Raw genomic sequence first — 26,491 nt, forward strand, 5'->3', positions numbered from 1 at the left:
AATCGTGTCCGCGCATTTGCCAAAGGGAGAAACCTTTGCCGGTTACGTTTTGGGTGACGTGCTGGGGCAGGGGGGGTTTGGCATAACTTACCAGTCGCGCAACCGCGAGACTGGTGAAAAATTTGCGATCAAAGAGTATTTCCCAGCAGACTACGCGGATCGTGGACCGAACAACGCGGTACGGCCGACCTCCGAAGGGCAACACCTGTTTCACATGGGTCTTGAGGCCTTTTTGCAAGAAGCCAATTTGCTGCGCGATCTACCACAGCAGCGCGGTTTGATGCGTGTCCGGGCGGCATTTCAAAAACACGGCACTGCCTATTGCGTTATGGAATACATTCAGGGCGACCCGCTCGACCGTATGATGTCACGTATGATCGACGCCCGCGGATCCGTTCCACAAGATCTGGTCACAACATTTCTTCAATCCATGTTGGGCGCCCTGGATGCCGTTCACAAGGTGGGTGTCGTCCATCGCGATATGAAGCCTGCAAATGTGATGATCCGCAAAGATGGCCAACCGATTCTGATCGATTTCGGAGCCGCCCGTCTGATGGGGAAATCCAGTGGCTTGGCCTCAATGTTCACTCGGAAATATGCGGCTATCGAACAGTTCCCACCCGAGAAGACCGGCCTGGCCGGAGGTGTCCACGAGGGCCCTTGGAGCGACCTTTTTGCCTTGTCTGTCATCCTGTACGAAATGGTATCGCAAAGCCTGCCGCCCAACGCTGAAGAACGTTGGAAGGAAAAACGCGCCAGAGGTCGGGACCCCTATGTTCCTGTGCGACAGAATCTGGCTCGAAACCGTGTTCAGGCCGGGTATGAAGACGTGCTGCTTAACGCCATTGATATGGGGTGCAAGCTGTTGCCAAAGGACCGGATCCGCACTGCTCGGGACTATGCCCGAATAGCAGGTATCGATTTGAATGCCTCCGAAGACGCGCAGGATACGTCCGGCCAACGCCCCGCCCGCAAATCTCCTCAATCTGGCAGATCCGGTAAGTCGTCTCGCAAGCGGGGGGGACCCAAAGCCTGGGTTTTTGTGTTGTTGTTCATCCTGGTCATCGCCCTGGCCGTAATTGCGTATGGAACTTTGATGTGAGTGTCGTGACTGCAATCTTGAAAATGGTGTTTTCGGTCTTTGTCCTTTTGGCCGTCGGAACGTCCGTGGCGCGTGCCCAGATACAATCCGAGGTCGTCTCTTTGGCGGATGGTGCGGTGGGCAGAGTCGTGGTCGAATACGACGAGGGGTGGGGCACCGGATCGGGTTTTGTTCTTGCACCGAATCCACGCGGAGACGGGTATTACTTTCTGACCAATCACCATGTGATTGACGGCGGTGTCAGTGCGTTTGTCGGGTTCAAGTCCAATGACCAGATCTTCAAATATGACGCCAAGGTCGCCTATGCATCTTACGAAAAAGACATGGCGATACTCGAGATCGTGCCGCAGGAATCCTTTGGGCACACCCCACGTGTTTTGTCTGTCCGAGTTGGCACCATCAACAAGGGCGAACAGGTCGCGGCCGTTGGATTTCCCGGCACGTCGGACATATCCAATGACAGTGGCAATGAGCTGGCATTTTTTGAAACAACCCTGACGCAAGGCGCGGTCAGCAAAGTGTCACCCGGAAAGACACAAAGAAACCGTGGCACACAAGAGATCGTGCAACATACAGCCTCGATCAACCCCGGCAACTCGGGCGGACCGATGATTGACTTCTGCGGTACGGTTCTTGGGATAAACACGGCTGGTGTCGTGTTGAATTCGGATGGTGAGACGCCGGCGAACGGAACATTTTTTGCACCCTCGTCAAACTCGATTGCCGGGTTTCTGCGCGACAGCAACGTGCCGTTTACGTCACACAAGGCTGGCTGTGATTCCGACAATCCCAGCGTCGTCAGCGGTGATGGCCCGGACAACAATCTTCTTATCATTCTGGCAGTTTTGTGCGGCGGTGGGGCCGCTGTGATCGGCGGCATTTACTACGCGTCTACACGGGGCAAGGAAGGTGCTGCTATTGGCTCGGACCGCAAAGTAGCGGTCGCCAAACCAAGTGGACAATCCATTCTGGCGGTGTCCATGGCGGGGCAATCTGCGCAGTTCAGCTCGACGCAGCTGCAATCCGGTGTCACCATCGGACGCGCCAGTGAAAACACTTTGACTGTCACCGACCGGAACCTCAGCCGTCGTCACGCCAGCCTTTCGCTGCAGGGGCGGAAGATGATGTTGACGGATTTAGGCTCTTCAAACGGGACCAAAATCGATGGCCGTCGTGTGAAACCGAATGAGCCGGTGCAGATCAACACAAGGTCCAGGGTAGAATTGGGAGGGATCGCGCTTGTCCTCAAACGTCCCTGATACCGTTCTGTCGATCCGGAACATCGGTATTGAACGTGCTCCTGGGTTCTTCGTCGTAATCGAAGAACTGGATCTGCGCGCCGGAGAGACGATTGTTCTGGATGCGGTTAGCGGGGCCGGTAAAAGCACCGCGCTTGGTTTGATCGCCGGGGCCCTGCCGATGGCGGAATTGCCTGACACCCGCCATTTGATTGATGGTGTTCCCGTCACGCCGGAAACACCGCGTTCTGAATTTGCGGGGCCGGATAAGCTGGGCTTTGTTCTGCAGACCAACACATTGGTTTCATATCTCACTTTATTGGAAAACATCGAATTGCCGGTCCGTGTCGCCGGTCAACAACCGGATCTGGAATGGCAGGAGCACCTGATCCGTGCCATGGGACTGCGTGATCTGACAGCGCGCAAACCGAGTCAATTGTCGGTTGGTCAGCGCCAGCGTGCATCGGTCGCGCGGGCGCTGCTTGGACAACCGGCATTGTTGTTGCTTGACGAGCCGGTTTCGGCGCTTGATCCGGCCAACGTCGCCGAAGTCGAAGGGTTGATCGTGCATCTGGCGGCAGAAGCGGGATCTGCGGTGGTTCTGGCCAGTCATCAGGCCCAAACAGGTGAGTTTGCAAAAACACCTCGGGCAGATCATCGGATTCTGGATCATCAGGGTCTGTCCTATTCCATCTTCTCAACAGCAGGCCGCTCTGCGGCAAAGGTGGCGTGATGATGAAGATACCCGTCAATCTGGCCCTGCGGGAATTGCGGCATGACTGGCAATCTGCCTTGTGCTTCGTCGCCGCGCTGGCCGGGGTTCTGGGGCCGCTTTTGATCATCCTTGCGCTCAAGAACGGGGTCATCGGAACCATGGTGGGTCGGCTGATTGACGACCCCTCAAACCGTGAGATTTTAGCCATCGGCGCGGGTCAGCACGATGCGGCCTTCTTTGCGGGGTTGAATGCCCGGCAGGATGTAGGATTTGTTGTGCCGGCAACAAGGTCGATCAACACTTCTGCCAATGCTGTTCGACATGAAGCACAGCGCAAGCTGGAGCGGGCAGTGCCGTTAATCCCATCAGCTGCTGGCGATCCGCTGGTCGAAGGTGAGGCTGTGATGCCGGGTCGTATCTGGATTTCTGACGCGTTGGCACAGGATCTGTCCGCCGGGGCAGGCGATACAGTGGACATGATCATTGGGCGCGAAGTGGACGGCCAGCGCGAGAACGCGCGGCGCGACCTGCATGTCATCGGGGTTCTTCCTCCGGAGATCTGGCCACGCCCTGCCATTTTCCTATCGGTTCCGGACCTTTTGGCAGCTGAACGCTTTCGGGACGATCTGTCCGCGACACCAGCCAACTGGACAGACCCGGTTGCAGAGCCAGACAGCTACGCAAGCTTCCGGCTTTATGCACGATCTCTGGATGACATTGGCGTGTTGTCCAGCCATCTTACAGAACTGAGATTGCAGTCACGGCCGCGGGCGGAAAATGCAGCGCTATTGCTGTCTTTCCGTCGAAACCTGAATATCCTTTTTACTGCGATCGCGGCGCTGGCAATGTTTGGGTTCTGGGCTGCGATGTCAGCCAATCTGCGCGGTATGGTCGAGAGGCAGCGCGTGACATTCAGCCTGTTTTCCATGCTGACTATGCCGGATCGGCAGCGCTGCATCATACCTGTTGCTCAAAGCCTTGCCTTGGTGCTGAGTGGTGTCGTTGCAACGCTGATCATCATCCTTCCGCTTTTGCTGGCAATCAATGCCGCGTTCGAAACCGCGCCCGGAGAATCTGTCGCGCGGCTGTATCCCGGGGACATTATGGCGACGATGGCTCTTGGAGCATTGACCGCCGTCACAGCAGCGGTTTGGGCAGTGATTGCCGTGCGCAATGTTGAACCTCAGGAGGTGTTGACCCATGCTTAGATCGATCCGTTTTGCGCTGGTTCCACTTCTTGGCTTGCTGACGCTCTCTGCCACGGCGCAAGCACAGGATATCACCTGGCGCGAGAAATACTACAATCCGCAACCCGCCGATGGTGATCTGACACTTCCGATGCCTTGCGGTGGTGCCATGACCTTTCGCAAGGTCGCTACGCCGAATACCGACGGAGTTATCGGGGATGTTTCGGTTGTTTTGGGACAAGAGGGGAGTGCTCAGCCGTATCTGAATGGTTTGAGGCGTGCGTTTGTTTCGGGCGCTTTCGCCGATGAACAAGGTGCCGCCAAGGGCTATTTCTATATGGCCAAATATGAACTGGCGCAGGCGCAATGGGATGTGGTCATGTCGGAGGTCTGTCCAGAAAAAGAGCCACGCCGTCGTGCCTTTGTTCCCGCTGTCAGTCAGACACGGCTGGACTATCAGCGCTTTGCCGAAATCTACACGCTTTGGCTGATGCAGAATGCCCCCGATACGTTGCCCCGGGTTGATGACACGCGCGCTTATCTGCGCCTGCCGACTGAAGAAGAGTGGGAGTATTCAACGCGGGGTGGTTTGGCGGTGGATCAGGCCTTGTTCCGCGCGCCCTTACCGCCGGTGCCCGAGGGAACGCCACAGGATGAGTTCATTGCCCACGGGGGTACGGCCTCGGCTGGCGGTAAGCTTCAGGTCATTGGTTCGCTCCGACCCAACCTGCTTGGTCTTCACGACATGTTGGGCAATGCGGCCGAGATCGTGGGCGATCCGTTTTCGCTTGTTCGTCATGGCCGCCTTCATGGGCAAGCTGGTGGATTCATCAAACGCGGTGGCGATGCGCGCACGCCTTTATCGGACATAACCTCATCTACCCGGTTCGAGGTACCGCCTTTTGATGTCCTGTCCAACTCTGCCTCGGCGGACCGCTTTACCGGCACGCGGCTGGTGTTGCAGGGGCTGGCCATCACATCGGCCGATCAGGATCAGGCCCTGAAGGACGGATTGGATCAACTGGCGCGCCCGGACGAAGGACTTGCGGTGGCAGCCAGCGAGCAAGAGGCGATGGACCTTTTGGATGAAATTTCCGCCGAGACGCTTTCCGACCGGACCAAAACCCAACTGGCTGTGATTAAGGATACGCTGAACCGGGGTCGGGTTGAACGCAACGCACGGCGTGATCAGTCAATCCGGCTGATCCTGACCTCGGGCGTGTTGGTCTGCGGGCAAGGCATCCGACGCTATCTGAATGCCCTGATTTCGGCGCTCACGATTCAACCTGAGCTGGACGCGCTTGAGGAGGAAGCCCGTCAAAGCGGGGATCAGGATTTTCTGGATCAGGTGCTGGCCGCCAAAGACGATGCGGCCGTTAAGCTGGCCGAGCTTGAAGCCAAGGCAAAGGCAGACATTGTTGAATACGCCAATCTGATCGAGGGGCTGGTGGATCAATACTCTCCGGTCCTGCTGCGCAAGCAAATCGACTTTATCTACCCGACCGAGGCGGATCGCGGCCGTGAACGCGCGACCTGTTTGGCGATGGTGCAGGATCACATCGGTGCGCGCAGCGTCGCGGGGTATTCGGATTTGGATCAAATTGCAGATGATTTTCAGGCCACAGCCCTGTCGTTCGTCGAAGAGTGAATTGGAAAGGTTGAGCAATGCGGGATGTATTGAACAAATCGCTAGAGGTTCTGGTCTGGATTACGACCGGGCTGTCGATTGTGTTCTTCTGTTTTACGGCCATTACGATGTTGCGATTGTCGCCGTTGGGGCCAGATACCACGACAATAATAGCAGCCTTTCTGACCGTGATCTTCGGGATCACTTCGTCCTTGGTGTTTGCCGGGATCTGTTTCCAGATCATGGATATTCGCACCTTTAGCAAACACACCGCGATCAGCCTGAAAAACCGGAGGTGACAGGAGCTATGGAACACTCGGTACTGGGGCTGCGGCCCGGCAGCGTCCTGCAAGACACTTACGAAATCAAGACTCTTTTGGGTGAAGGCGGCATGGGGGCCACCTTTCTCGGCCTGAATCGGGCCAGTGGCCACGATGTGGCGATCAAGGTCATGACGCCCAGCTTTGCCAAGAACCAAAAGGCCGTAGAACTGTTCCGGCGTGAAGCAAACCTGTTGCGGACCGTGCGCAGCGAGGCTGTGGTCCGGTTCGAAACCTCGATGTTGGACAAAGACGGGCGGCTGTTTCTGGTGATGGAGTTCGTCCCGGGCCATCCGCTGGCGCACTATCTGAAAAAAGGCGCGCGCCTGTCTTCGGATGATGTTCTGAAGCTGGGTCTGCGCCTTGCCCAAGGGCTTGAAGCGATTCACAAGCTGGGCATTGTTCATCGCGATGTTGCCCCGGACAATGTGATGATCTCGCATGAGGACATCAATCAGGCAAAGTTCATCGACTTCGGCCTGGCCTCGGACAGTGTCGGCACGGACAAATCGATCATTGGCGACAGTTTCGCAGGCAAGTTGCGATATTGCGCACCGGAGCAATTGGGGCTGTTCGGAAACGAAGTGTCCGCCGCGACAGATGCCTATGCGTTGGGGCTGGTGCTGATGCGCACTGCAGGTCTGGAATTGCCGGGCGAGGGCAAAGGATTTGCCGCTGTTGAAGACCGCAAGGCAGATGTCAAAATTACTGACCCAAAGGTCGAACCACGGTTGAAATGGGCGCTGGAACAGTTGTTGAAGGCCAATCCAAAAGATCGACCAAGCAATTTGCCAGACCTGTTTCGCGAGGCAATGAAACGCGCCGAAAAGAAATCTCCCTCATCCGGGGCAACCCCTGCCAAAAAGGCTGAAGCGTCGGGGTCCGGCAAGATGCCTATGATCGCGGCGGGCATCGCCGTCCTGGCCATTGTTGCAGGTGGTGCGTGGTATTTTCTGTCTGGGCCAGGGGGGTCATCTGCCAAAGTGAACGAATCCGTAGGGATCGCACAAGGCGCAGTTGCCGCAGATAATCCTCTGTCGGCGGCGCAGGCGCTGCTGACCGCAGGTGGCGCGCAGAATTTGGATGCGGCGCTGGGGGCCTTGATTGCGATCAGCAATGATCAGGACCTGTCACAACAGGACAGGGCCGAAGCCAACGTTCTAATTGCCGAAATGTACGACCCCAAAACCCACAGCACGATAACGTCGCCATTTCCACGCCCGGATCCATCGGCTGCGCGGCGTTACTATGAGCGGGCCGCCGATCTGGGGTCGGATCCGGCGCGTGACGCCCTGAATCGATTGGGCGAGTAAGGAGACGGATATGATGTTGAGACGCATACTTCTTCTGATCGTCGGCTTGGCGGTTTTGGCTGTACCAGCATTGGCGCAATCCAAATCCCCCTTGCCGATTGAAGGCAAAACCAGCTTGTTCCAACGCGTGCTGATCCGTGAACGGATTGAAGCGCGCGCCGAGCCTGAAAGTGAAACGCCCGGGCAAGCGCTGTCCCCGCTTCAGGTTTTTTTCGTCTATGACCGGAACGGTGAGTGGATGCAGATCGGCGCTGACGATCAGGGCGAAGATCTGTTGTGGATCCCTGAGACCGCCGCAGTAGCATGGAACCAGAACATAGTGGCCACATTGGAAGGCAGCGACAACGTCGGGCGCGTATTGTTCTTCAACGATATTGATCCGATTTACGACATTATCGAAAGCGAAAACCCCGCCAGCCTTGCCAAAGATGCACGGGACGAGGCGCTGGCAGCCGAGCAGGGTGGAGAACCATCCGAGACCGTGATCGCGCTTGGCCCGCGAGAAACAATTGATCAGCGGCAAAATCTGTATGTGATGCCGATTCTGTCGACGGAAGAGGCCGTGTTTGACATTGGGCCCTTTGTGAATTTGCTGCACGTGGCAGTGGCCAGTGCCAACGCACCCAATTTGCCAGCTCCGTCTGTCTCACAGGCCCCGGGTGATTTGAAAACCGCCGTTGTGTTCGTGGTCGATACGACCATTTCGATGGAGCCCTATATCCGAGCCACGCGGGACGCGTTGCAAGAGGTTTACCGCGAGATTGACGGATCGGACGCGACCGGGGCCGTTAGTTTTGGGCTGGTTGGATATCGCGACAACCTGCAGGCGGCACCAGAACTCGGCTATGATGTTCAAACATTTGTTGATCTGAATAAGGGGTTGGACGTTCAGAACTTCCTTGGTGGAATCGACGCAATGGAAGAGGCGGAGTCCAGCAGCAAAAACTTCCGGGAGGACAGCTACCGCGGCATCGAACACGCCTTGGAGGACATGGATTGGAGCGAATTTGGTGGCCGTTTCATCGTGCTGGTTACCGATGCCGGTCCGCGGGAATTCGATGACGAGTATTCTTCTACGGGATTGAGTGCGGAAAGCCTGAACCGGATCGTTCGTGAGCGCATCGGTGGTGCCATGGCCGTTATGCATCTGCGCACCCAGCGTGGCGCCAAGGATCATCCGTCGGCTGAAGCTGCGTATAAACAGCTTACGGCCTTTCCGAATTCTGCGCCGCTGTATTTCCCGATCCAGAATGGCGATCCGGGTGTTTATACCGAGACGGCCCGAAAGCTTGGACAGATTGTTGCCCAGCAAACTTCGGCGTACCGCCGCAGTGGCGGGGATGATGTGCTGAATGAAGACGCCATCGTTGAAGAAGGCGATGGGCAGTTCGCGGGTTTGAACACGGCCAGCCGAACCATGCAGCTGGCTTATCTTGGCAGAACCGAAGGTGCCCGCGCCCCTGATCTGTTCGAAGCATATGTGGCCGATCGTGACTACGATCGTACGGGCCTGAAACCTCTGTCGATCCGCCTGTTGATTTCGAAGGCTGATCTTAGCAACCTCGAAGAGGCGCTGCGCATCATTGTGGATCAGGCGGAACGCAATGTGGTGAATCCTGATCAGTTTTTTGCCCAGGTTCTGGGTGTGGCGGCTGACATGAGCCGGAGGCCGGATCAGGTCTCGCGCCAATCCGACCCAAGCTTGGCCGAAGCTGTTGCGCTGGACGAATACTTGTCAGACTTGCCCTACAAGTCCCAGATCATGGCGATCACCGAGGATGACTGGGTGCGATTGCCGATTTCGGAACAGCAGACCATCGTCAACGGGCTTTATGACAAGATCGAGCGATATCGCCGCTACAATGAATCCACGGATCAATGGGTGGATTATCTGGGGGCGGGTCCGCAAGCTGGGAACTTGCTGTATCCAATGTTGTTGGACGACTTGCCATAGGTTTTTGGCTTCCTTTCATACCTCGCTGTGAAAGGAAGCTGATGTCATCAGGCCCTGAATTGGTGCCGTGTACCGGATGGCGCGTTGAAAATGCGTCCCCTGTGGCGAACTCATTCGGCGACTTCTGACTTGGTTTCGTGCTTCTTGAACTGTTGATCGAACAGATTGCGGAAGCTGCCGTTCTTCTCCATCAACTCGTCCAGGTTACCCTGTTCAATGACCGCGCCGTCCTGCACGACCATGATGTTGTCTGCCTCCAGGATCGTTGACAGACGGTGCGCAATCACGATCACCGTTACATCCTGAGTCAGCGCATCCAGGGCTTCTTTGACAAGGGTTTCCGATTCAGCATCCAGCGCACTGGTTGCTTCGTCCAGCAGCAGAATCTCGGCTTTGCGCAGAATGGCGCGGGCAATTGCGACCCTCTGTTTTTGACCGCCGGACAGGAACGTCCCGTTCTCGCCAACTTGAGTGTCATACCCTTCAGTCAACTCGGTAATGAAGTCATGTGCATGGGCCGCCTTGGCTGCCGCCACAACCTCTTCATCTGTTGCATCCGGAGCCGAGCAGCGCAGGTTCTCCATCACCGAGGTTGAGAACAAAAAAGTGTCCTGACCCACGTATGAGATCTTCCGGCGCAATGAAGAGAAACTGACATCTCGCAAGTCCTGACCGTCAATTTCGACGCTGCCTGCGTCAGGATCGTAAAACCGCATCAACAATCCGAAAACGGTCGACTTGCCACCACCAGACTGACCGACCAGAGCAGTGGTTTTCCGTGCCTGAAAGGTCAAATTCATGTTTTCGATCACCGGAATGGCACCATGATAGCCAAAGGTGACATCGCGCAATTTGATCTCACCCGGCCCATTCAAAAGCTCGTGCGCATCGGGCTTCTCGAGCATTGTATCTTCCTGATCCAGCAACCCGAACAACATGCCCACGCCGACCATGCAGGTTTCTATCTGGACACGCATCTTGGACAGGCGCTTGGCGGGTTCGTACGCCATCAACAATGCGGTGATGAAAGACATCAGCTGACCCGCAGATGGCGGTTCGCTTCCCGCAAGACCCAAGGTACTGACGACCAGAACACCCGCGACGGCCAATCCGGCCAGAAACTCCATGAGCGGGCTGGCGATCGACTGCAACTTGGCGATGTCGTTCGAACGCTCTTCAACCTTGCGAATGGCGGTGTCCATGCGTGTGATCATCCGGTCTTCAAGTGAAAACACCTTGATTACTTTGATACCGCTGGACGTTTCCTGAAGCACCCGGATGATTTCGGCCAGGGATTTGAACTCGGCCTGCATGATCGTGCGCACGCTTTTCAGCAGATACCGCACACCCAACAGGGCTATAGGTCCGACTACGAAAAACATTACCGAAAGAACTGGCTGTTGATACACCATGACAACGATCAGACCCACAAGTGTCAGTGCGTCGCGGACAAAGCCGGTCACCAGAACATCGATCAGTTGTCGTGCTGCTTGTGCCCCGTGAGTGGTCCTCATCAGCAGATCAGAGGATTCGTTCGTTGCAAAGAAGGAGACGCCGTGCCGAAGCAGCTTGCGGTAGACCCGGTCCTGCTGTGCGGCGACAATACGATTGCCGGCCCTCGCGAGATACATGGCCTGAATATAAGAAGCGATTGCTTTGGCCAGAAACAGGCCAATCACACCCAGTGCAATCATATGCGCCCAGCCGCGCATATCGGGACTGGTCATGGCGTCGACAATGTACTCCATCATATAGGCTGAGCCTGCAGTCGTCACCGCGACGACAATCATCGCTACGATCGCAACGCCATAGAGACGACCTTGTGCGTAGAAGCTCTCGCCGATGAGACGGCCCATATAGCCTGATCGCCAGTTTTTCCAGGCGCGCTTTATCATTGCGTTCTCCAGATCATGAAACCATGCGCTCGCTCAGATAACCTATATTCTTTCCGGTCTAAAGGGCAGATGGTGGTGGGCGACAAGCTTGTCCGACCCCGCCTGTCGGCGATTGAATGTGCTAGATAGTAATCGGATCAACAAAGAGCAAGCGCGCTGACCTGATACAACACTCTGTATTGCCGCCCGGGAGAGTGCAGTGATGCCGCGTTTGCGCTATTAATGTGCCCTGTTTGCCCTCAGGGTCGGGCCCTTATGAGACACGCCAAATGCCGAGATTTTCTCTGTGACAACGCAAAAAAGCGCTTAGAACGTGGGTAGTGAGCCATGCCTGCAGACAACGCACCCTGCGTGAATTGATTCCATAAACTCACTGTGGTATTTTCGGATAAGCTCTTTGCAATGTTCCGTTTTTTAGGATGGCAGGTGCAAGAATACTCGACTATGGCGCAAGCGGAATCTTGCTGATGAGCCCTGCATGCAAGGAATAAAGCTTAAGGACCTGTTTTATCAGTTGTATTTTTAGATCTTGGTCCATAGTTACGCCGCGAAGTTTTTATTGGTGATGCAAGTGTCGATCAAGGCCGTCATTCTCAGTCTACCAAAAGATATCGAGCGGCGACGTTCTTGCGAACGCGAACTTGATCGCTTTGGTCTTGCGCATGAGTTTTCGGATGCGATTTCCGGTGATCAACTGGAAGAATTGCACCTACTGCAAAACTATGATGCCGACGTGAACCGCAGCAAGTTCAAGCGACCACTCAGCCGGAATGAAGTCGCCTGCACCTTGGGCCATCGTCAGATCTGGCAGAAGATTGCCAATTCAGAAGATCATATATGCCTGGTGTTGGAAGACGATGCCACCTTTGTTCAGAACCCTACGCCGTTTCTCGATGCGGTATCTCGGTTTCCTGAGAGCTTCGAAGATGTGATGGTCAAGCTGGACGGTCCGCCGGGCAAGAATGCGCAGGTTGTCAGATCTGTAGCGGATCAGAGCCTTGTGCTGTCTGATCGCCTTCCACCCAGAACCACAGGGTACATAATTGGGCGACGGGCTGCGACGCGATTGGCCGAATTGGATGCGCCAATTGCCAGGCCAATTGACATCGACCTAAAGTTTTACTGGGAACACAAGGTGCCTATTCTGACGCTTCAGAAACAGATGATCGCAGAGCGCGCGGCAACTGACAGCAACATTGAATCCACGCGGGAAGAGACCAAACCCGGCTCATCATTCAGCAGGTTTGTTCGCAATATTCTGTATCAGACAAACTACACTTACGGGCGGCTAAGCCATCCTTTGAACCCGCAAAAGATTGAAGGCTTGGGCCCGTTGTTGCGGACCGAAAACCGAGTTCGGACCTGCGCATGAAAAAGAACCTTGTGGTTGTCCGCGCAGGCGGCAAATCCTTGCACCATCGTTGGCAGGAAATTGCATATGAGGATCGGAACTATGATCTTCTGATCAGCTATTTCTCAGATGTTGCATTTTCAGAGTTTGTGGCGGAACCCGGCGTTCAGGCTGTTTTGATCAAAGGCGGCAAATGGGATGGGCTGTACGAGACACTCCAGAACCGGGATCTCGCCCAGTATGACTATTTCTGGCTTCCCGATGATGATCTCGACATAAGCGCGACGGATGTGAATTATCTGTTCGACGCCATGCGGTTGTACGGGCTGAAGATTGCACAACCATCGCTGACACCAGACAGTTATTTTTCGCATTTCGTGTTCAGCCAATGCCCGGGCTTTGCGCTGCGATATACAAACTACATCGAGATTATGGCGCCATGCCTGCATCGCGATATTCTGGTGAAGGCCCTGCCTTTGTTCCAGGGAACGATGAGCGGATATGGCCTGGATTACATCTGGTGTCGTTGGGCAGAAGCGGGGGCTTTTCGCGCCGCAATCCTAGATGAAATTGCAATGCATCATACCAGGCCAGTTGGAAAGAACCTGAAAGCCGTCATGGCCGAAACCGGCAACCTCAGTTCAGAGGATGAAGAGGCTGTGCTGAAAGAGATGTTTGATCTGTCTCGCCGAACTGTACCAATGGTTTTTGCGGCGATCTTGCAGGGGGGGCAGCCGATCTCGGGCCGGATATCAGTCGGGTGGCGCATGTGCCGCAGTTGGATGTCGATGCTGTCCAGCTTTCGCAGTGCTGGCGAGGCGCGAGCCGGGATATTCAAGATCGCCCGGCGGCAGCTGAGCAAACCGCTGGATATGACAACAATTTCGATGAACTCCGCAAAGGTCTTTGAATGAACAAAGGTCGCTTCTTAATGGTTGGTGCCGGGCTATCCGGTGCAGTGATCGGTCGTGAACTTGCCGAGCAGGGGCACGAAATCACCATCGTGGACAGCCGCGATCATATCGGGGGCAATTGCCACACTGAACGCGATGCCGATACTGATGTTATGGTGCATGTCTACGGGCCGCATATCTTCCATACGGATGACGAGGAAGTTTGGCAGTACGTCAACCGCTACGCCAATTTCCTTCCCTATAAAAACCGGGTCAAAACCACCTCTAAGGGGCAGGTGTTCTCGCTGCCGGTGAATTTGCACACCATCAATCAGTTTTTCGGCAAGACCATGCGCCCCGACGAAGCGCATGAGTTTATCACGCAAGAACAAGCCGATACGTCAATCAGTGATCCGCAGAGTTTTGAAGAGCAGGCGATGCGTTTCGTCGGTCGCGATTTGTATGAGGCTTTTTTCAAAGGTTACACTATCAAGCAATGGGGATGTCATCCTTCTGAACTGCCGGCATCGATCCTAAAGCGGCTGCCTGTGCGGTTTAACTACGACGACAACTATTTCTTTCACAAGTTTCAGGGCATGCCTGAAAACGGCTATACCGATATGATCGCCGGTATCCTGGATCATCCTTTGATTACCGTGAAACTGAACAGCACATTCGAGCGGGGGATGAGCGATGATTTCGACCATGTTTTCTACTCTGGCCCGCTGGATGGCTACTTTGACTACGAACTTGGTCGTCTTGGTTATCGCACCCTGGATTTTGAGCGTTTCACCTATGACGGAGACTATCAGGGTTGCGCAGTGATGAATTACGGCGAAGAAAGCGTGCCATACACCCGTATCACGGAACATAAACACTTTGCGCCTTGGGAAACGCATGACGGTTCGGTGTGTTACCGTGAGTTTTCCCGAGCGGCTGATCCAGACGATATTCCTTATTATCCCATCCGTCAGGTGAAGGAAAAAACGCTGCTTGGTGAATATGTTGAGCTGGCCAACAAAACGCAAAAAGTGACCTTTGTCGGCCGCCTTGGTACTTACCGCTACCTGGATATGGACGTCACGATCCGAGAATCTTTTGAGACTGCCAATTCTGCGCTAATGGCAATATCCCAGGGAGAACGGCTACAGCCATTTTACGTGTCTGTTCTTTGAACAGTTTGGGTTGGTTGCCATGTGGTCATGTCAAACAAAGGAATTGACAACGGCCGCCGCACTCGCGGACTCTGGGTGGAAACGTAACCAGCCGAACAAGTAAGTTCTTTCACGGTTGCGGGCTGCGAAGGACGGCCCGGTCAGGCCTTTACAAACAACTTACGCTCGACGTTGCAAACAGGTTCTGCTGGCCCGTCTTCAGTGATCAATATGGTTTCCGTTGTTTCCAAACCCCAGTCGTCCATCCAAAGCGCAGGCATGAAGTGGAACGTCATGCCCGGTTGTAAAACGGTTTCATCTTCGCTGCGAATTGAAGCCGTTCGCTCACCCCAATCCGGCGGGTAGCTCAGGCCAATGGGGTATCCCATACGCCCCGACCGCTCGATCCCATGGTTTGCCAGAACCTGCATGAATGTATTGGCGATGTCGCAGGTGCGATTACCAGCGCGCGCAACCTCCAAACCTGCGGCGATCCCTTCCAATTGTGCTTCTTCGGCCCGCAGCACGTCGTCAGAGGGCGTTCCGAGGAACACGGTCCGGCACAGCGGGGCGTGGTAGCGGCGATAGCACCCGGACAGTTCAAAGAATGTGGCTTCGTTCGGACGCATTGGGGATCCATCCCAAGTTAAATGCGCAGCGGTCGCGTCCAGCCCAGACGGGGTTAGCGGCAGAATTGCGGGGTAGTCGCCCCAATCGTCCCCAACCCCGGTTATGCCCGCGTGCAAGATATCCGCGACAAGGTCGTTTTTTCGCACTCCGGGTGCGGCGCGTTCAATAGCGGTCTGCATGACTTTTTCTGAGATGCGCGCCGCCTTGCGGATAAAGGCGATCTCGTCGCGTGATTTGATCAACCGCTGCCAGTTTACCAAAGCCGTTGCATCAGACAGCGCAGCGTCTGGCAATTCGTTGCGCAAAACCTCGTGCGCCTTGGCAGAGTAATAGTAGTTTTCCATCTCAACGCCAATGCGCCCTCGGTCCAACCCGTGCGCCCGCAGCTGTTCCGCCAAATGCTCCATCGGATGACAAACGGTCGATTGTACGTAGTGATCGCCATAGCCAATAATATTGTCATGGTGCATCCAACAGGTACGGCGCCCACCCAACATATCCATGTGGCGGCCCCACCAGATCGGCTCGCCTTCTTTGGGAACAATCACGCCTTGATGGACATAAAACGACCAACCATCATAACCGGTCAGCCACGCCTGATTTGACGGGTCAGTCACGAAAAGCGCGTCAAGACCAGCTGCATCCATCGCAGCACGGGTTTTGGACAGGCGTCGTTCGTATTCTGGAATGCTGAAGGGCGCTTTTGTTGGTTGCATCACGTCTTTCCTTTCCATGTCTCAGTCCAAAACGGCCTTAATTGCACCCACAGTCGCTGCGACCACTTGATCGGCTTCGTTCCGGCTCAGACAAAACGGAGGGGCAAAGCCCAGAATATCTCCCTGGGGCATTGCGCGCGCGATCACACTGTCTTGGTCCAAAAGCTTTCCAGAAATCTGAGGTCCGATTTTGTCGGCGGCATCAAAGAAGCGGCGCGTGTCTTTGCCCTTAACAAACTCCACTGCACACAGCATGCCTTCGCCACGTACCTCTCCGACATTGGGATGGTCTGCCAGCGCGTCGCGCATCGCTGTGTTAAGATAAGCCCCGATATTGCCTGCGTTCTCGACCAGCCCAAGCGCGTCGATCAGCTGTAGATTGGCAACGCCCGCCGCAGCGCCAACGGGATGCGCGGAGTAGGTCCAACCGTGGCCTATTGGGCCATTTTCGTCGGTACCCTGTTCCAGCACGGCCCAGATTTTGTCCGAGACGATGGACCCCGATAGCGGGGCATAGGCAGACGTTAACCCTTTGGCGATGGTGATTAAATCTGGACGCATCCCATAGTGATCCGAGCCAAACATCGTACCAAATCGACCGAACCCTGTCACAACTTCATCCGCGATCAAAAGAATATCGTGCTTGTCCAAAACCGCCTGAATCGCGGGCCAATACCCGTTGGGTGGCGGCACAATGCCGCCAGTGCCAAGCGCAGGCTCTCCGATGAAGGCCGCAATAGTGTCCGCCCCTTCTTGCGCAATCAATTCTTCAAGTTTGGTAACGCAATGGGCAACAAATTCGCCTTCACTCTGATCCGTATCATCCCGCCGGAAGTAATAGGGCGCTTCGGTGTGAAGAACCTGGGCTAACGGCAAATCGAATTTTTTATGAAACAGTTCCAAGCCGGTCAGTGAACCGGTCATCAACCCGGATCCATGATATCCGCGCCATCGAGAGATGATCTTTTTCTTTTCCGGGCGCCCAAGGATGTTGTTGTAGTACCAGATCAGTTTGATGTTGGTTTCATTGGCATCAGAACCGGATAGCCCAAAATAAACCTTGGACATATGATCTGGTGCGCGATCCAACACCATCTTAGCCAGCGTGACCGAAGCCTCGGTGCCGTGCCCGACATAGGAGTGATAATAGGCCAGCTCCTTGGCCTGATCCGCAATCGCTTCGGCAATTTCTGTACGCCCGTAACCGACGTTGACACAGTAAAGCCCTGCAAATGCGTCCAACAGACGATTCCCGTCGCGATCCTGAATGTGGCAACCGGAACCGCCAGCGATCAAGCGTTGCGGAAGATTGCCCCGTGCGAAGTCGGCAAGATGGGTCGAAGGGTGGAAGAAGTTATCCCGGTCCCATTGCTCAAGTTGGTCATTGTGAAGCATAGCACTTCCTACTGGCTACGACGGCGCGCCGTCAGGTCAAAATGAAAGGAGCCGATTGCACGCCAATGGCAGTCGGTTGCCATCGTTTTGAGCAGAAAGGCTCCGCTCACCCAAGCAGCAGCGCGCAATGCCTTTATTGCCAAGGTCGTAATGTGAATGAACCATGATTGGCCTGCGTCAATCAATTGAAATCACAATTGCTCCGCCATTTAGTCGATCCGTCGTTGGGGGTGCAGCCGTCAGTTGCGTCTCGGAGTTTGGCGATCATGGTATTCAGAGTTGACGTGACCAAAGTTAGCAAAGCACCATTCGGACTACCTTCGCACCGGCTTTTCCTGATAGTAAAATATTCATGCTGAGAGAAAAAAGAACAGAGATTGGATTTCTACTCTTTGACGGGTTCCCGATGGCCTGTCTGACCTCGGTGATCGAGCCGCTGCGTGCCGCGAACGAGATCGTAGGGGAGGCAGTGTTTTACTGGTCGTTGGTTACCGAGCATGCACAGAAAGTCAGGTCCAGCGCCAATGTCCGGTTCGAGGCTGAGTGCGATCTGACCACCTGCCAATCGATCGACATTTTGTTTCTCCTCAGCAGTCCAACCTCGGGGTTTTCTGATCCGAGCCAAGGCAACGGGGCGCTGCGCGCGCTGGCGCGTCACGGCACCATTTTGGGCGGCATCAGTGGAGGTGTGTTTCCACTGGTGCGGTCCGGTATCATGACCGGCCATCCAGTTTCGGTACATTGGTGTTACGAAGCCGCGTTCGAGGCCGAGTTTCCGGAAATGGACGCCCGGCGGGACGTGATTGTATCAGATGCCACGCGCTATACTGCCGCTGGTGCCGCTGCTGCTTTTGATCTGGCGCTGCACCTGATCGAAGACCGTCTGGGCAGCGAAGTCGCCCATGAGGTTGCCTGCTGGTTTCAGCACCCTTTGATGCGCGGTGAAGGCGTGCGGCAACAGGTGCCTAGCACCAGCAAGCCGGACACCGGAGAAAAGCTGCCGCAGCTTGTGGCACACTGCGTCGAGTTGTTTGCAGCACATATCAGCGCTCCGATTTCGATTGCCGAGGCCGCAAGTCTTACGGGCGTCACACCTCGGCAGATCGAACGGGCGTTTAAACAGGCCACTGGACAAAGCCCCAGTCACTATTTCCGCGCAATGCGTATGAAGGCTGCGCGTCAGATGGTGGTCTATACCAAAGATCCGATTGCCGACATTGCTGCTGCCATCGGCTATAGCTCGGTCGCGCCATTGGTGACACATTACCGTTCTGCGTTCGGGCTAAGCCCCAGCGAGGACCGGCGGCGGATCAACCGGTTCCGTGTTGAAGACAACGCCCCGCTGCCCTCAAGCTGATCTGCCTTTAAAGGGTAGATTTCATGGCTGTTACAATGGCGTGATGCAGTGATCCGGCAGAAGATCTTGGTCCATACACGCTGAACGAACCAGGCGAACGGCAGAGGACAAAACACCCGAGGTGATGGATCGCTGCACGGGCAGCGTCACCTTCAGCCATCTTGCGAACGTCAAGAGGGCAGAGCAACTCCAGCACTGCCAGAACACGCCCACCGTTCAGATCAAACCGGGTCCAGGCATCTGTTTGCTCCGTCACCGATGCCGCATCTCCGATAGCATCCTTGACCTGTTGAGCCAGGCCTTCATGGCTGTCGAACGGGGCTTCGACCATCCATTGGTCAGGCCCGGTCCAGAAGGCCGAAACCGGATCGCCTGCAAACCGTCCGATGTCCGGGGTTTTAACACCGATCAGCTTGGCCAGCGCCTTCTGAGCTTTGGCTTCTTGTCCTGATCGCGCTGCGACCGAGGCGAGCGCGACGCCCGGAACTTCTGCGCAGGTGACGTCTGCTACAGTGTCGACACGAGGCTCTGATCCGCCCAGGGCGGTTATTGCCGCAAGATCATGCACGAAGACGTTCTCCCTCGGGGTCTACAAAATGGGCCGAGACGATTTCGACCTCAACATTCACATCAGTCAGTGGCGAGACAAGGCGCATCCGTTCCCCTTGACGCGCACCGCCGTTCTTCAAAAAGGCCAGACCAATGTGGCAATCCAATGAGGGCGAGAACGCAGCCGATGTAACATAGCCCTGATCATGTTTGGCATCGACAGGGCCACTGGCATCCATCAAATGCGCGCCGGCTGTGATTTTGTCATCCGCATTCACAGGTTTGATCCCAACCATCATCAACGCGTCCGGTTCGTTCAGCCCTTCGCGCTCGGACAGTGTAGAACCGATGCTGTCCTTTTTCTTGGACACCATCCGGCCCATTCCAAGGTTCAGCGCTGATGTGGTTCCGTTCAGCTCGTTACCCGCCGCATGACCTTTTTCGATCCGCATCACCCCAAGCGCCTCGGTGCCATAGGGGACAACATCGAACTCTTCCCCGTCCTGCATCAGTCGCCGCATCAGCGCATCGCCATAGCGGGACGGGACGGCGATTTCAAAGGCCAGCTCGCCCGAGAAGGAAATCCGGAACAACCGCGCCCTTAATCCACCGCAAACGGTGATACTGCCGCACCCCATGAACGGGAAGGCATCGTTTGAGATGTCGAACTCCGGGTCCACGATCTTTTGCAACAACTTGCGGGAATTCGGACCGGCAACCGCATATTGTGCCCAGGCTTCGGTGGTCGAGATCAGCTGCACATCCATGTCCGGGAACAGACATTGGCGCACGAATTCCATGTGACGATAGACATTGACGGCGTTGGCTGTTGTGGTTGTGACCACAAAGTGATCCTCGGCCAACCGAGCCGCCGTACCGTCATCCATGGCCATGCCGTCTTCGCGTAGCATCAGGCCATAGCGGGTTTTGCCGATTGCGAGTTTGGCGAAGCCGTTGCAGTACACTTTGTTCAGGAAAGCTGCGGCATCTGTCCCCTGAACATCGATCTTGCCCAGGGTGGTGCAATCGCAGACGCCGACCGAAGCCCGGGTCTGGCGCACCTCGCGGTCGACGGACTCACGCCAATGGGTTTCGCCGGGCAACGGGAACCATTGTGCTCGTAGCCAGTTGCCCACTTCCACAAACACCGCGCCGCGCTCTTTCGCCCAATAGTGCGAGGGCGTCAGGCGGGTCGGGTGGAAGTCCTGACCCTTCATCCGCCCAGCGAAAGTGCCGATCGGAACAGGGGTATAGGGCGGACGGAAAATTGTGGTTCCAGTTTCCGGGATCGACTTGCCCGCCAGTTCGGCCATGATGGCCAACCCAGCCATGTTCGAAGTCTTGCCCTGATCGGTCGCCATACCCAGCGTTGTGTACCGTTTCAGGTGCTCGACCGAGCGGAAGCCCTCCTGATGGCTGAGCTTCACGTCCTTGACAGTCACGTCGTTCTGTTGATCCAGCCAGGCCCGCGCGCAGCCCTTCAAATACCAGAACGGCGTCTGATTGATCGGGGCATCTTCGGCCTTGGGCAAGTCGGGTAGGGCGCCTTTCAAATCCAATGCAATTGCCGCACTTTCGGCCCCTGACTGCAGGGCGCCATGGGTGGACAGGGTTCCGTTTGCGGCACCGGCCACTGTCATGCCGGGTGGCAGGTCGTCACCGGGGGCAAATGCCGCCAGGTCGTCATTCCAAACGGGACGCCCGCGGTGATGACAAGTCAGATGCACATTCGGGTTCCAACCCCCCGAGACACCCAATGCCCCGCATTCCAGTATCCGTCGCGACCCATCTGCCAGCGCGACCTCAACAAAAGTCAGGCCAAGGCGGCCTTTGGTATCAACGACCTGCGCCCCTTTCAGAACTTCGAATTCGTAGTTGATTGGTGCATCGTCGCGTACGTCTATCACGGCGGCAATCTTCACGCCCTTTGCGCGCAAATCCGAGGCTGTGCGGTGACCGTCATCATTGTTGGTAAAGATCGCAACCCGCTGCGCGGCTGTGGTGGCAAACCGATTGGCATAGGTGCGCATCGCGCTGGCCAACATGATGCCGGGTCGATCGTTGTTTTCAAAAGCAATCGGGCGCTCGGTCGCGCCAGCACACAGCAAAGCGCGTTTGGTATAGGTCCGCCATAGGATCTGACGCGGTTTGCCAACGGGCAGGGTGGCCACATGGTCCCCGGTCCGTTCAACCGCGCCGTAGATGCCATGATCAAATGCGCCAATCACAGTCGTGCGCGGCATAAGGCGAACATTGGGTAGCGCCGACAGTTCGGCGACGGTGGCTGCGGCCCAGTCGCTTGCGCTGTCATCACCCAGCGAGAAACTCTCGCTGTTCAGCCGTCCGCCAAGGGCAAAATCTTCATCCGCCAGAATGACGTCTGACCCAGTGCGCCCGGCCGTGAGCGCGGCCATCAGGCCCGCTGGTCCGGCGCCGATGATCAGCAGGTCGCAGTGGAGAAAGCCCTTGTCATATTCGTCGGGGTCGTCCTCCATCGACAAAGACCCCAAACCAGCGGCTTTGCGAATGATGGGTTCGTACAGCTTTTCCCAGAAGACCGCTGGCCACATGAACGTCTTGTAATAGAACCCGGCCGTCAGAAAGTTCGAGAACCGGTCGTTGATCGCCAAGGCGTCAAACTTCAGGCTGGGCCAGCGGTTTTGGGACTGCGCGTCCAAACCTTCGTAAACCTCTGCCGTTGTGGCGCGTGTATTGGGCTCTTTCCGGTTGCCCGCGCGCAATTCGACGATACCATTGGGCTCTTCCGATCCGGCGGTCAGCACTCCGCGCGGGCGATGGTATTTGAACGATCGTCCGATCAATCGCACATCGTTCGCCAACAGGGCCGAGGCCAGCGTATCGCCGGGATGTGCCGTATAGTTACGATTGTCAAAGCGGAAGTTCAGGGTCGAATTGCGGTCGATCAAACCACCGCTCAGCCGGTTTACTTGAGTCATTTGGATCGCCCCTGCGCCCGAGCCACATCACGGGCCAGTTCCACCTTTGAAATCTCATGGGTCATGGTGTTGCGTGTCACCACCAGCCAGGATCTGTCACCCCCTTCATGATACCAAAGCTCCCGGTGTTCCCCGGCTGGATTGTCGCGTAGATATGCGTATTCATGAAACGCCTCCGCCGCATCTTCAGCTTGCCAATCGGGCCGGTCGATCAGCGACGCGTCCCCCAGATAGACAAATTCCGAACTGTCGCGTGGTCCCAGAAGGGGATGTGGAATGATCATGGTTCTGCTCCCCTCAATGCAGGTTGGGCTGGTTGCCCACGCCTTTTTCGTCAATCATCCGGCCCGTGCGGAACCGGTCGAGACGATAGGCGGTTGCGGTTGGGTGCGGCTCATCCTGCGCCAGCAGGTGGGCAAAGCAATAGCCCGATGCCGGGGTCGCCTTGAACCCGCCATAACACCAGCCGCCATTGAAATAGAGCCCCTCGACAGGGGTCCGGTCGATAATGGGCGAGCCGTCCATCGACATGTCCATCACACCGCCCCACATCCGCAGCAAGCGGGCGCGTCCGATCATCGGCATCAGCGCCATACCGCCTTCGCACACATCTTCGACCACGGGCAGGTTTCCGCGTTGTGCATAGGTATTGTACCCGTCGAGATCGCCGCCAAATACAAGACCGCCCTTGTCCGATTGACTGACATAGAAATGCCCGGCACCAAAGGTGATGACGCCCGGAAGAACCGGCTTAAGCCCCTCGGAAACAAAAGCTTGCAGAACATGGCTTTCGATGGGCAGTCGCATGCCCGCCATGCCCACCACACGTCCCGAGTTTCCGGCAACCGCACAGCCGATTTTGCCCGCGCCGATGAACCCTTTCGAGGTTTCCACGCCCAGGCATTTGCCGTCTTCGATGCGGAATCCCGTGACTTCGCAATTCTGGATGATGTCGACACCGTAGCCATCGGCCGAGCGCGCATAGCCCCACGCCACTGCGTCGTGGCGCACAGTGCCGCCGCGCCGCTGGGCCAGGCCGCCCTTGATCGGGAACCGCGCGTTGTCGAAGTTCAGATAAGGGTGCTCTTTGCGAACTTGGTCGGCATCCAGCAATTCGGCATCGGCGCCATTCAGGATCATTGCGTTGCCGCGCCGTGTATAGGCATCGCGCTGCCCGTCCGAATGAAACAGGTTGAGAATTCCGCGTTGGCTGACCATCGCATTATAGTTCAGATCCTGCTCCAGGCCTTCCCACAGTTTCAGAGAGAATTCGTAAAACGGCTCGTTTCCGTCCAACAGATAGTTTGAGCGGACGATAGTCGTGTTCCGCCCCACATTGCCGCCGCCGATCCAGCCTTTTTCAATCACTGCAACTTTGCGATGGCCATACACTTTGGCTAGGTAATGCGCTGTTGCCAGGCCATGACCGCCGCCGCCTATGATCACAATGTCATAATGTGCCTTGGGTTCAGGATCACGCCAGGCCGGGGTCCACCCCTTGTGCCCGGTTAACGCCTGTTTGATGACCTGAAAGCCGGAATATCGCATGAATCGGACCTTTTTTGCCAGAATCAACAAAAAACTGCCGTATGCATACTCTCAAATCCGACATTGAGGGCTTAAAATCGGACGCATTTGGGCGGGTCGGACGGCTGCACGAGTTTTCGAGACACCTCTCGAAACGTCACGACCGGTAGGTTGCGGCATTTGTGCGAATATTTTGGGCGCAGCCTTCCCGTTTGCAATCAGGATGCTGCGCCCTTTCTTTGTGTTTGCCCCACAAACAGCGTCTTGGGTTCCGCAACAACGAGAAGTTGACGCATGTGGGGGAAAATGTGATCAGGCGGCGGCGATTTGCCGGGCTTTTTCCACCATCACTTCGGCCTGACGGATTGAGGCATAATCGATCAACCGACCATCAAGCGACACTGCGCCCTTGCCGTCCGCTTCGGCCTCGGCCATCGCCTCAAGGATACGCTGAGCTTTGGTCACCTCTGCATCGCCAGGCGACATGACCTCGTTTGCCAGCGTGATCTGGCTGGGGTGAATTGCCCATTTGCCCTCACAGCCCAGAACAGCAGCCCGTTTGGCGGCGGCCTTATAGCCTTCAGGGTCCTGAAAATCTCCGAACGGGCCGTCAATTGGGCGCAACCCATTGGCCCGCGCCGCAACCACCATACGGGCCAGCGCATAATGCCACATGTCGCCCCAATGAGTGGCGCGATTGGCGCTGGCATCCGGGTCGGTCAACACCGAATAGTCCGGGTTCACGCCGCCGATAATGGTCGTGCGCGCACGGGTCGAGGCAGCATAATCCGCAACACCAAAATGAAGGCTTTCATTGCGCTTCGAGGCCGCGGCAATCTCGCTGACATTCTGCATGCCAAGCGCGGTTTCGATGATGTGTTCGAACCCGATCCGCTTTTTGTACCCTTTGGCATCTTCGATCTGCGTGACCATCATATCGACCGCATAAACATCTGCCGCAGTGCCGACTTTTGGAATCATGATCAGATCCAGCCGGTCGCCCGCCTGCTCGACCACATCGACAACGTCGCGATACATGTAGTGCGTATCCAACCCGTTAATGCGCACCGACATGGTTTTGTCGCCCCAGTCGATATCATTCAGGGCCTGAATGATGTTCTTGCGCGCCTGTTCTTTTTCGTCAGGTGCAACCGCATCTTCCAGATCAAGGAAGATCACGTCCACATCTGACTGCGCGGCCTTTTCGAACATGCCGGGCTGGCTGCCCGGGACGGCCAGTTCGCTGCGGTTCAGGCGGGCAGGGGCCTGTTCAATGGAATGAAAGCTCATGGGTTTGGGTCCTTCGTCTTACAAGTTAGGATAGAGCGGGAATTTGGCGCAGAGGTCTGCGACTTCGGCTTTGACCTTGGCTTCGACTTCGGCGTTGCCGTCCTCGCCATTGGCGGCCAGGCCGTCGACGACTTCGATGATCCAGTCGGCGATCTGGCGGAACTCAGCCTCGCCAAAGCCACGCGTGGTGCCAGCGGGGGAGCCCAGACGGATGCCGCTGGTCACGGTTGGTTTTTCGGGGTCAAACGGCACGCCGTTCTTGTTGCAGGTGATATGCGCTCGGCCCAAAGCCTTGTCGACGATGTTGCCGGTCACGCCTTTGGGCCGCAGGTCGACCAGGACCACATGGGTGTCGGTGCCATGGGTTACCGTGTCCAGACCACCCTTGATCAACTGATCCGACAGCGCCTGCGCGTTGGTCACGACCTGTTTGATGTAATCCTTGAACTCGGGCCGCAGTGCCTCGCCAAAGGCAACGGCCTTGGCGGCGATCACATGCATCAGCGGGCCGCCCTGAATGCCGGGGAAGATCGCCGAATTCACTTTCTTAGCGATATCTTCATCATTGGTGAGGATCATACCCCCACGCGGACCGCGCAGGGTCTTGTGCGTGGTGGTTGTCGCCACATGCGCATGGGGGAAGGGGCTGGGGTGCTCACCTGCTGCCACCAGACCGGCGAAATGCGCCATGTCGACATGGAGGTATGCGCCAACCATGTCGGCGATCTGGCGCATGCGGGCAAAGTCGATCTGGCGCGGGATGGCCGAGCCTCCGGCGATGATCAGTTTGGGCTGGTGCTCTTTCGCCAGTGCCTCGACCTGATCATAGTCCAGCATGTTGTCTTCTTTGCGCACGCCGTATTGCACGGCGTTAAACCACTTGCCCGACTGGTTCGGGCGGGCGCCATGGGTCAGATGGCCACCGGCATCCAGGCTCATGCCCAGAATGGTGTCACCGGGTTTGATCAGCGCCTGGAACACACCCTGATTGGCCTGAGAGCCCGAGTTCGGCTGGACGTTGGCGAAGCCACAGCCAAACAGCTGCCTGGCGCGGTCGATGGCCAGGTTTTCGGCGACGTCAACGAACTGGCAACCGCCATAATAGCGCCGTCCGGGATAGCCTTCGGCGTATTTGTTGGTCATCACCGAGCCCTGCGCCTCCATCACGGCGGCGCTGACGATGTTCTCGGATGCGATCAGTTCGATCTCATCACGCTGGCGACCCAGCTCGGACGTGATCGAGCCGTAAAGCTCGGGGTCACGGTCAGACAGGGACTGGGTGAAAAAACCGGTATCACGAAGGGTGGCGTTCACGTCGAAT

General features: G+C 56.4%; 21 protein-coding genes. 12 read left to right on the forward strand and 9 right to left on the reverse strand.

Features of this window, described 5'->3' with window-relative positions; genetic code table 11:
* Positions 1-4: 4 nt before the first annotated feature.
* Genes D9K61_RS19560 through D9K61_RS19595 form a run of 8 tightly spaced genes read left to right on the forward strand, consistent with a single transcriptional unit; the run spans position 5 to position 9,456 of the window.
* Positions 5-1,102, forward strand: coding sequence for a serine/threonine-protein kinase (locus tag D9K61_RS19560; protein WP_162946973.1), 1,098 nt, complete (start codon positions 5-7; stop codon positions 1,100-1,102).
* 5 nt (positions 1,103-1,107) lie between these two features.
* The gene (locus tag D9K61_RS19565; protein WP_162946974.1) at positions 1,108-2,361 is read left to right on the forward strand and encodes a trypsin-like peptidase domain-containing protein; all 1,254 of its coding nucleotides are present in this window, start codon (positions 1,108-1,110) and stop codon (positions 2,359-2,361) included.
* A complete protein-coding gene (locus D9K61_RS19570; protein WP_120634894.1) occupies positions 2,342-3,073 on the forward strand; it encodes an ATP-binding cassette domain-containing protein in 732 nt (243 codons plus the stop codon). The genes D9K61_RS19565 and D9K61_RS19570 overlap by 20 nt, the downstream gene beginning before the upstream one ends.
* A gap of 2 nt (positions 3,074-3,075) precedes the next feature.
* On the forward strand, positions 3,076-4,263 hold the full coding sequence (locus D9K61_RS19575; RefSeq protein WP_120635039.1) for an ABC transporter: 1,188 nt from the start codon (positions 3,076-3,078) through the stop codon (positions 4,261-4,263).
* Positions 4,256-5,890, forward strand: coding sequence for an SUMF1/EgtB/PvdO family nonheme iron enzyme (locus D9K61_RS19580; RefSeq protein ID WP_120634895.1), 1,635 nt, complete (start codon positions 4,256-4,258; stop codon positions 5,888-5,890). The genes D9K61_RS19575 and D9K61_RS19580 overlap by 8 nt, the downstream gene beginning before the upstream one ends.
* Positions 5,891-5,907: 17 nt before the next feature.
* Positions 5,908-6,168, forward strand: a complete 261-nt coding sequence (locus D9K61_RS19585) for a hypothetical protein (RefSeq protein WP_120634896.1) — start codon at positions 5,908-5,910, stop codon at positions 6,166-6,168.
* An 8-nt stretch (positions 6,169-6,176) separates the two neighbouring features.
* Complete coding sequence (locus D9K61_RS19590) at positions 6,177-7,502, forward strand: serine/threonine-protein kinase (RefSeq protein ID WP_120634897.1); 1,326 nt, start codon at positions 6,177-6,179, stop codon at positions 7,500-7,502.
* A gap of 10 nt (positions 7,503-7,512) precedes the next feature.
* The gene (locus tag D9K61_RS19595; protein ID WP_120634898.1) at positions 7,513-9,456 is read left to right on the forward strand and encodes a vWA domain-containing protein; all 1,944 of its coding nucleotides are present in this window, start codon (positions 7,513-7,515) and stop codon (positions 9,454-9,456) included.
* A gap of 110 nt (positions 9,457-9,566) precedes the next feature.
* Here D9K61_RS19595 and D9K61_RS19600 read toward each other — a convergent pair whose 3' ends face one another.
* Positions 9,567-11,351, reverse strand: coding sequence for an ABC transporter ATP-binding protein (locus tag D9K61_RS19600; RefSeq protein WP_120634899.1), 1,785 nt, complete (start codon positions 11,349-11,351; stop codon positions 9,567-9,569).
* 565 nt (positions 11,352-11,916) lie between these two features.
* Here D9K61_RS19600 and D9K61_RS19605 point away from each other — a divergent pair.
* From D9K61_RS19605 to glf, 3 genes are read left to right on the forward strand one after another with little or no spacing between them, the layout of a single operon-like run.
* Complete coding sequence (locus D9K61_RS19605; RefSeq protein ID WP_120634900.1) at positions 11,917-12,723, forward strand: glycosyltransferase family 25 protein; 807 nt, start codon at positions 11,917-11,919, stop codon at positions 12,721-12,723.
* Positions 12,720-13,616 carry a hypothetical protein gene (locus D9K61_RS19610; protein ID WP_120634901.1) on the forward strand — a complete coding sequence of 299 codons (897 nt, stop codon included), beginning with the start codon at positions 12,720-12,722 and terminating at the stop codon, positions 13,614-13,616. Before D9K61_RS19605 ends, D9K61_RS19610 begins: the two co-directional genes overlap by 4 nt.
* Positions 13,613-14,770, forward strand: coding sequence for a UDP-galactopyranose mutase (gene glf, locus D9K61_RS19615; RefSeq protein ID WP_216825836.1), 1,158 nt, complete (start codon positions 13,613-13,615; stop codon positions 14,768-14,770). Before D9K61_RS19610 ends, glf begins: the two co-directional genes overlap by 4 nt.
* Positions 14,771-14,910: 140 nt before the next feature.
* On the opposite strand, the gene D9K61_RS19620 is transcribed toward glf, so the two are convergent.
* Together D9K61_RS19620 and D9K61_RS19625 are read right to left on the reverse strand one after the other, a co-directional pair.
* The gene (locus tag D9K61_RS19620; protein WP_120635041.1) at positions 14,911-16,095 is read right to left on the reverse strand and encodes a M24 family metallopeptidase; all 1,185 of its coding nucleotides are present in this window, start codon (positions 16,093-16,095) and stop codon (positions 14,911-14,913) included.
* A gap of 21 nt (positions 16,096-16,116) precedes the next feature.
* Positions 16,117-17,490 (reverse strand): aspartate aminotransferase family protein, encoded by a 1,374-nt coding sequence (locus D9K61_RS19625; RefSeq protein ID WP_120634902.1) that lies wholly within the window; start codon positions 17,488-17,490, stop codon positions 16,117-16,119.
* Positions 17,491-17,842: 352 nt separating this feature from the next.
* Between D9K61_RS19625 and D9K61_RS19630 the strand changes: the two genes are divergently transcribed.
* Complete coding sequence (locus D9K61_RS19630; protein WP_120634903.1) at positions 17,843-18,847, forward strand: GlxA family transcriptional regulator; 1,005 nt, start codon at positions 17,843-17,845, stop codon at positions 18,845-18,847.
* Between the two features lie 7 nt (positions 18,848-18,854).
* Here the strand turns inward: D9K61_RS19630 and D9K61_RS19635 are convergent, their stop codons facing one another.
* The 6 genes from D9K61_RS19635 to glyA form a co-directional block, all read right to left on the reverse strand.
* A complete protein-coding gene (locus tag D9K61_RS19635; protein ID WP_120634904.1) occupies positions 18,855-19,415 on the reverse strand; it encodes a sarcosine oxidase subunit gamma in 561 nt (186 codons plus the stop codon).
* Positions 19,408-22,353 (reverse strand): sarcosine oxidase subunit alpha family protein, encoded by a 2,946-nt coding sequence (locus D9K61_RS19640; protein ID WP_120634905.1) that lies wholly within the window; start codon positions 22,351-22,353, stop codon positions 19,408-19,410. The genes D9K61_RS19635 and D9K61_RS19640 overlap by 8 nt, the downstream gene beginning before the upstream one ends.
* A complete protein-coding gene (locus D9K61_RS19645) occupies positions 22,350-22,637 on the reverse strand; it encodes a sarcosine oxidase subunit delta (protein WP_120634906.1) in 288 nt (95 codons plus the stop codon). The genes D9K61_RS19640 and D9K61_RS19645 overlap by 4 nt, the downstream gene beginning before the upstream one ends.
* Positions 22,638-22,650: 13 nt before the next feature.
* Positions 22,651-23,901, reverse strand: coding sequence for a sarcosine oxidase subunit beta family protein (locus D9K61_RS19650; RefSeq protein WP_120635042.1), 1,251 nt, complete (start codon positions 23,899-23,901; stop codon positions 22,651-22,653).
* A 291-nt stretch (positions 23,902-24,192) separates the two neighbouring features.
* Positions 24,193-25,170: a CoA ester lyase gene (locus tag D9K61_RS19655; protein ID WP_120634907.1), complete on the reverse strand. Its 978-nt coding sequence runs from the start codon at positions 25,168-25,170 to the stop codon at positions 24,193-24,195.
* Between the two features lie 18 nt (positions 25,171-25,188).
* Positions 25,189-26,484: a serine hydroxymethyltransferase gene (glyA, locus tag D9K61_RS19660; protein ID WP_120634908.1), complete on the reverse strand. Its 1,296-nt coding sequence runs from the start codon at positions 26,482-26,484 to the stop codon at positions 25,189-25,191.
* Positions 26,485-26,491 lie beyond the last annotated feature (7 nt).

Source organism: Ruegeria sp. EL01, from assembly GCF_900313035.1.
Taxonomy (GTDB): Bacteria; Pseudomonadota; Alphaproteobacteria; order Rhodobacterales; family Rhodobacteraceae; genus Ruegeria.

Coding starts and splice junctions, on each gene's coding strand:
- D9K61_RS19575 (WP_120635039.1), top strand. CDS start 3,076: ATGAAGATACCCGTCAATCTGGCCCTGCGGGAATTGCGGCATGACTGG.
- D9K61_RS19580 (WP_120634895.1), top strand. CDS start 4,256: ATGCTTAGATCGATCCGTTTTGCGCTGGTTCCACTTCTTGGCTTGCTG.
- D9K61_RS19585 (WP_120634896.1), top strand. CDS start 5,908: ATGCGGGATGTATTGAACAAATCGCTAGAGGTTCTGGTCTGGATTACG.
- D9K61_RS19590 (WP_120634897.1), top strand. CDS start 6,177: ATGGAACACTCGGTACTGGGGCTGCGGCCCGGCAGCGTCCTGCAAGAC.
- D9K61_RS19595 (WP_120634898.1), top strand. CDS start 7,513: ATGATGTTGAGACGCATACTTCTTCTGATCGTCGGCTTGGCGGTTTTG.
- D9K61_RS19600 (WP_120634899.1), bottom strand. CDS start 11,351: ATGATAAAGCGCGCCTGGAAAAACTGGCGATCAGGCTATATGGGCCGT.
- D9K61_RS19605 (WP_120634900.1), top strand. CDS start 11,917: ATGCAAGTGTCGATCAAGGCCGTCATTCTCAGTCTACCAAAAGATATC.
- D9K61_RS19610 (WP_120634901.1), top strand. CDS start 12,720: ATGAAAAAGAACCTTGTGGTTGTCCGCGCAGGCGGCAAATCCTTGCAC.
- glf (WP_216825836.1), top strand. CDS start 13,613: ATGAACAAAGGTCGCTTCTTAATGGTTGGTGCCGGGCTATCCGGTGCA.
- D9K61_RS19620 (WP_120635041.1), bottom strand. CDS start 16,095: ATGCAACCAACAAAAGCGCCCTTCAGCATTCCAGAATACGAACGACGC.
- D9K61_RS19625 (WP_120634902.1), bottom strand. CDS start 17,490: ATGCTTCACAATGACCAACTTGAGCAATGGGACCGGGATAACTTCTTC.
- D9K61_RS19630 (WP_120634903.1), top strand. CDS start 17,843: ATGCTGAGAGAAAAAAGAACAGAGATTGGATTTCTACTCTTTGACGGG.
- D9K61_RS19640 (WP_120634905.1), bottom strand. CDS start 22,353: ATGACTCAAGTAAACCGGCTGAGCGGTGGTTTGATCGACCGCAATTCG.
- D9K61_RS19645 (WP_120634906.1), bottom strand. CDS start 22,637: ATGATCATTCCACATCCCCTTCTGGGACCACGCGACAGTTCGGAATTT.
- D9K61_RS19650 (WP_120635042.1), bottom strand. CDS start 23,901: ATGCGATATTCCGGCTTTCAGGTCATCAAACAGGCGTTAACCGGGCAC.
- D9K61_RS19655 (WP_120634907.1), bottom strand. CDS start 25,170: ATGAGCTTTCATTCCATTGAACAGGCCCCTGCCCGCCTGAACCGCAGC.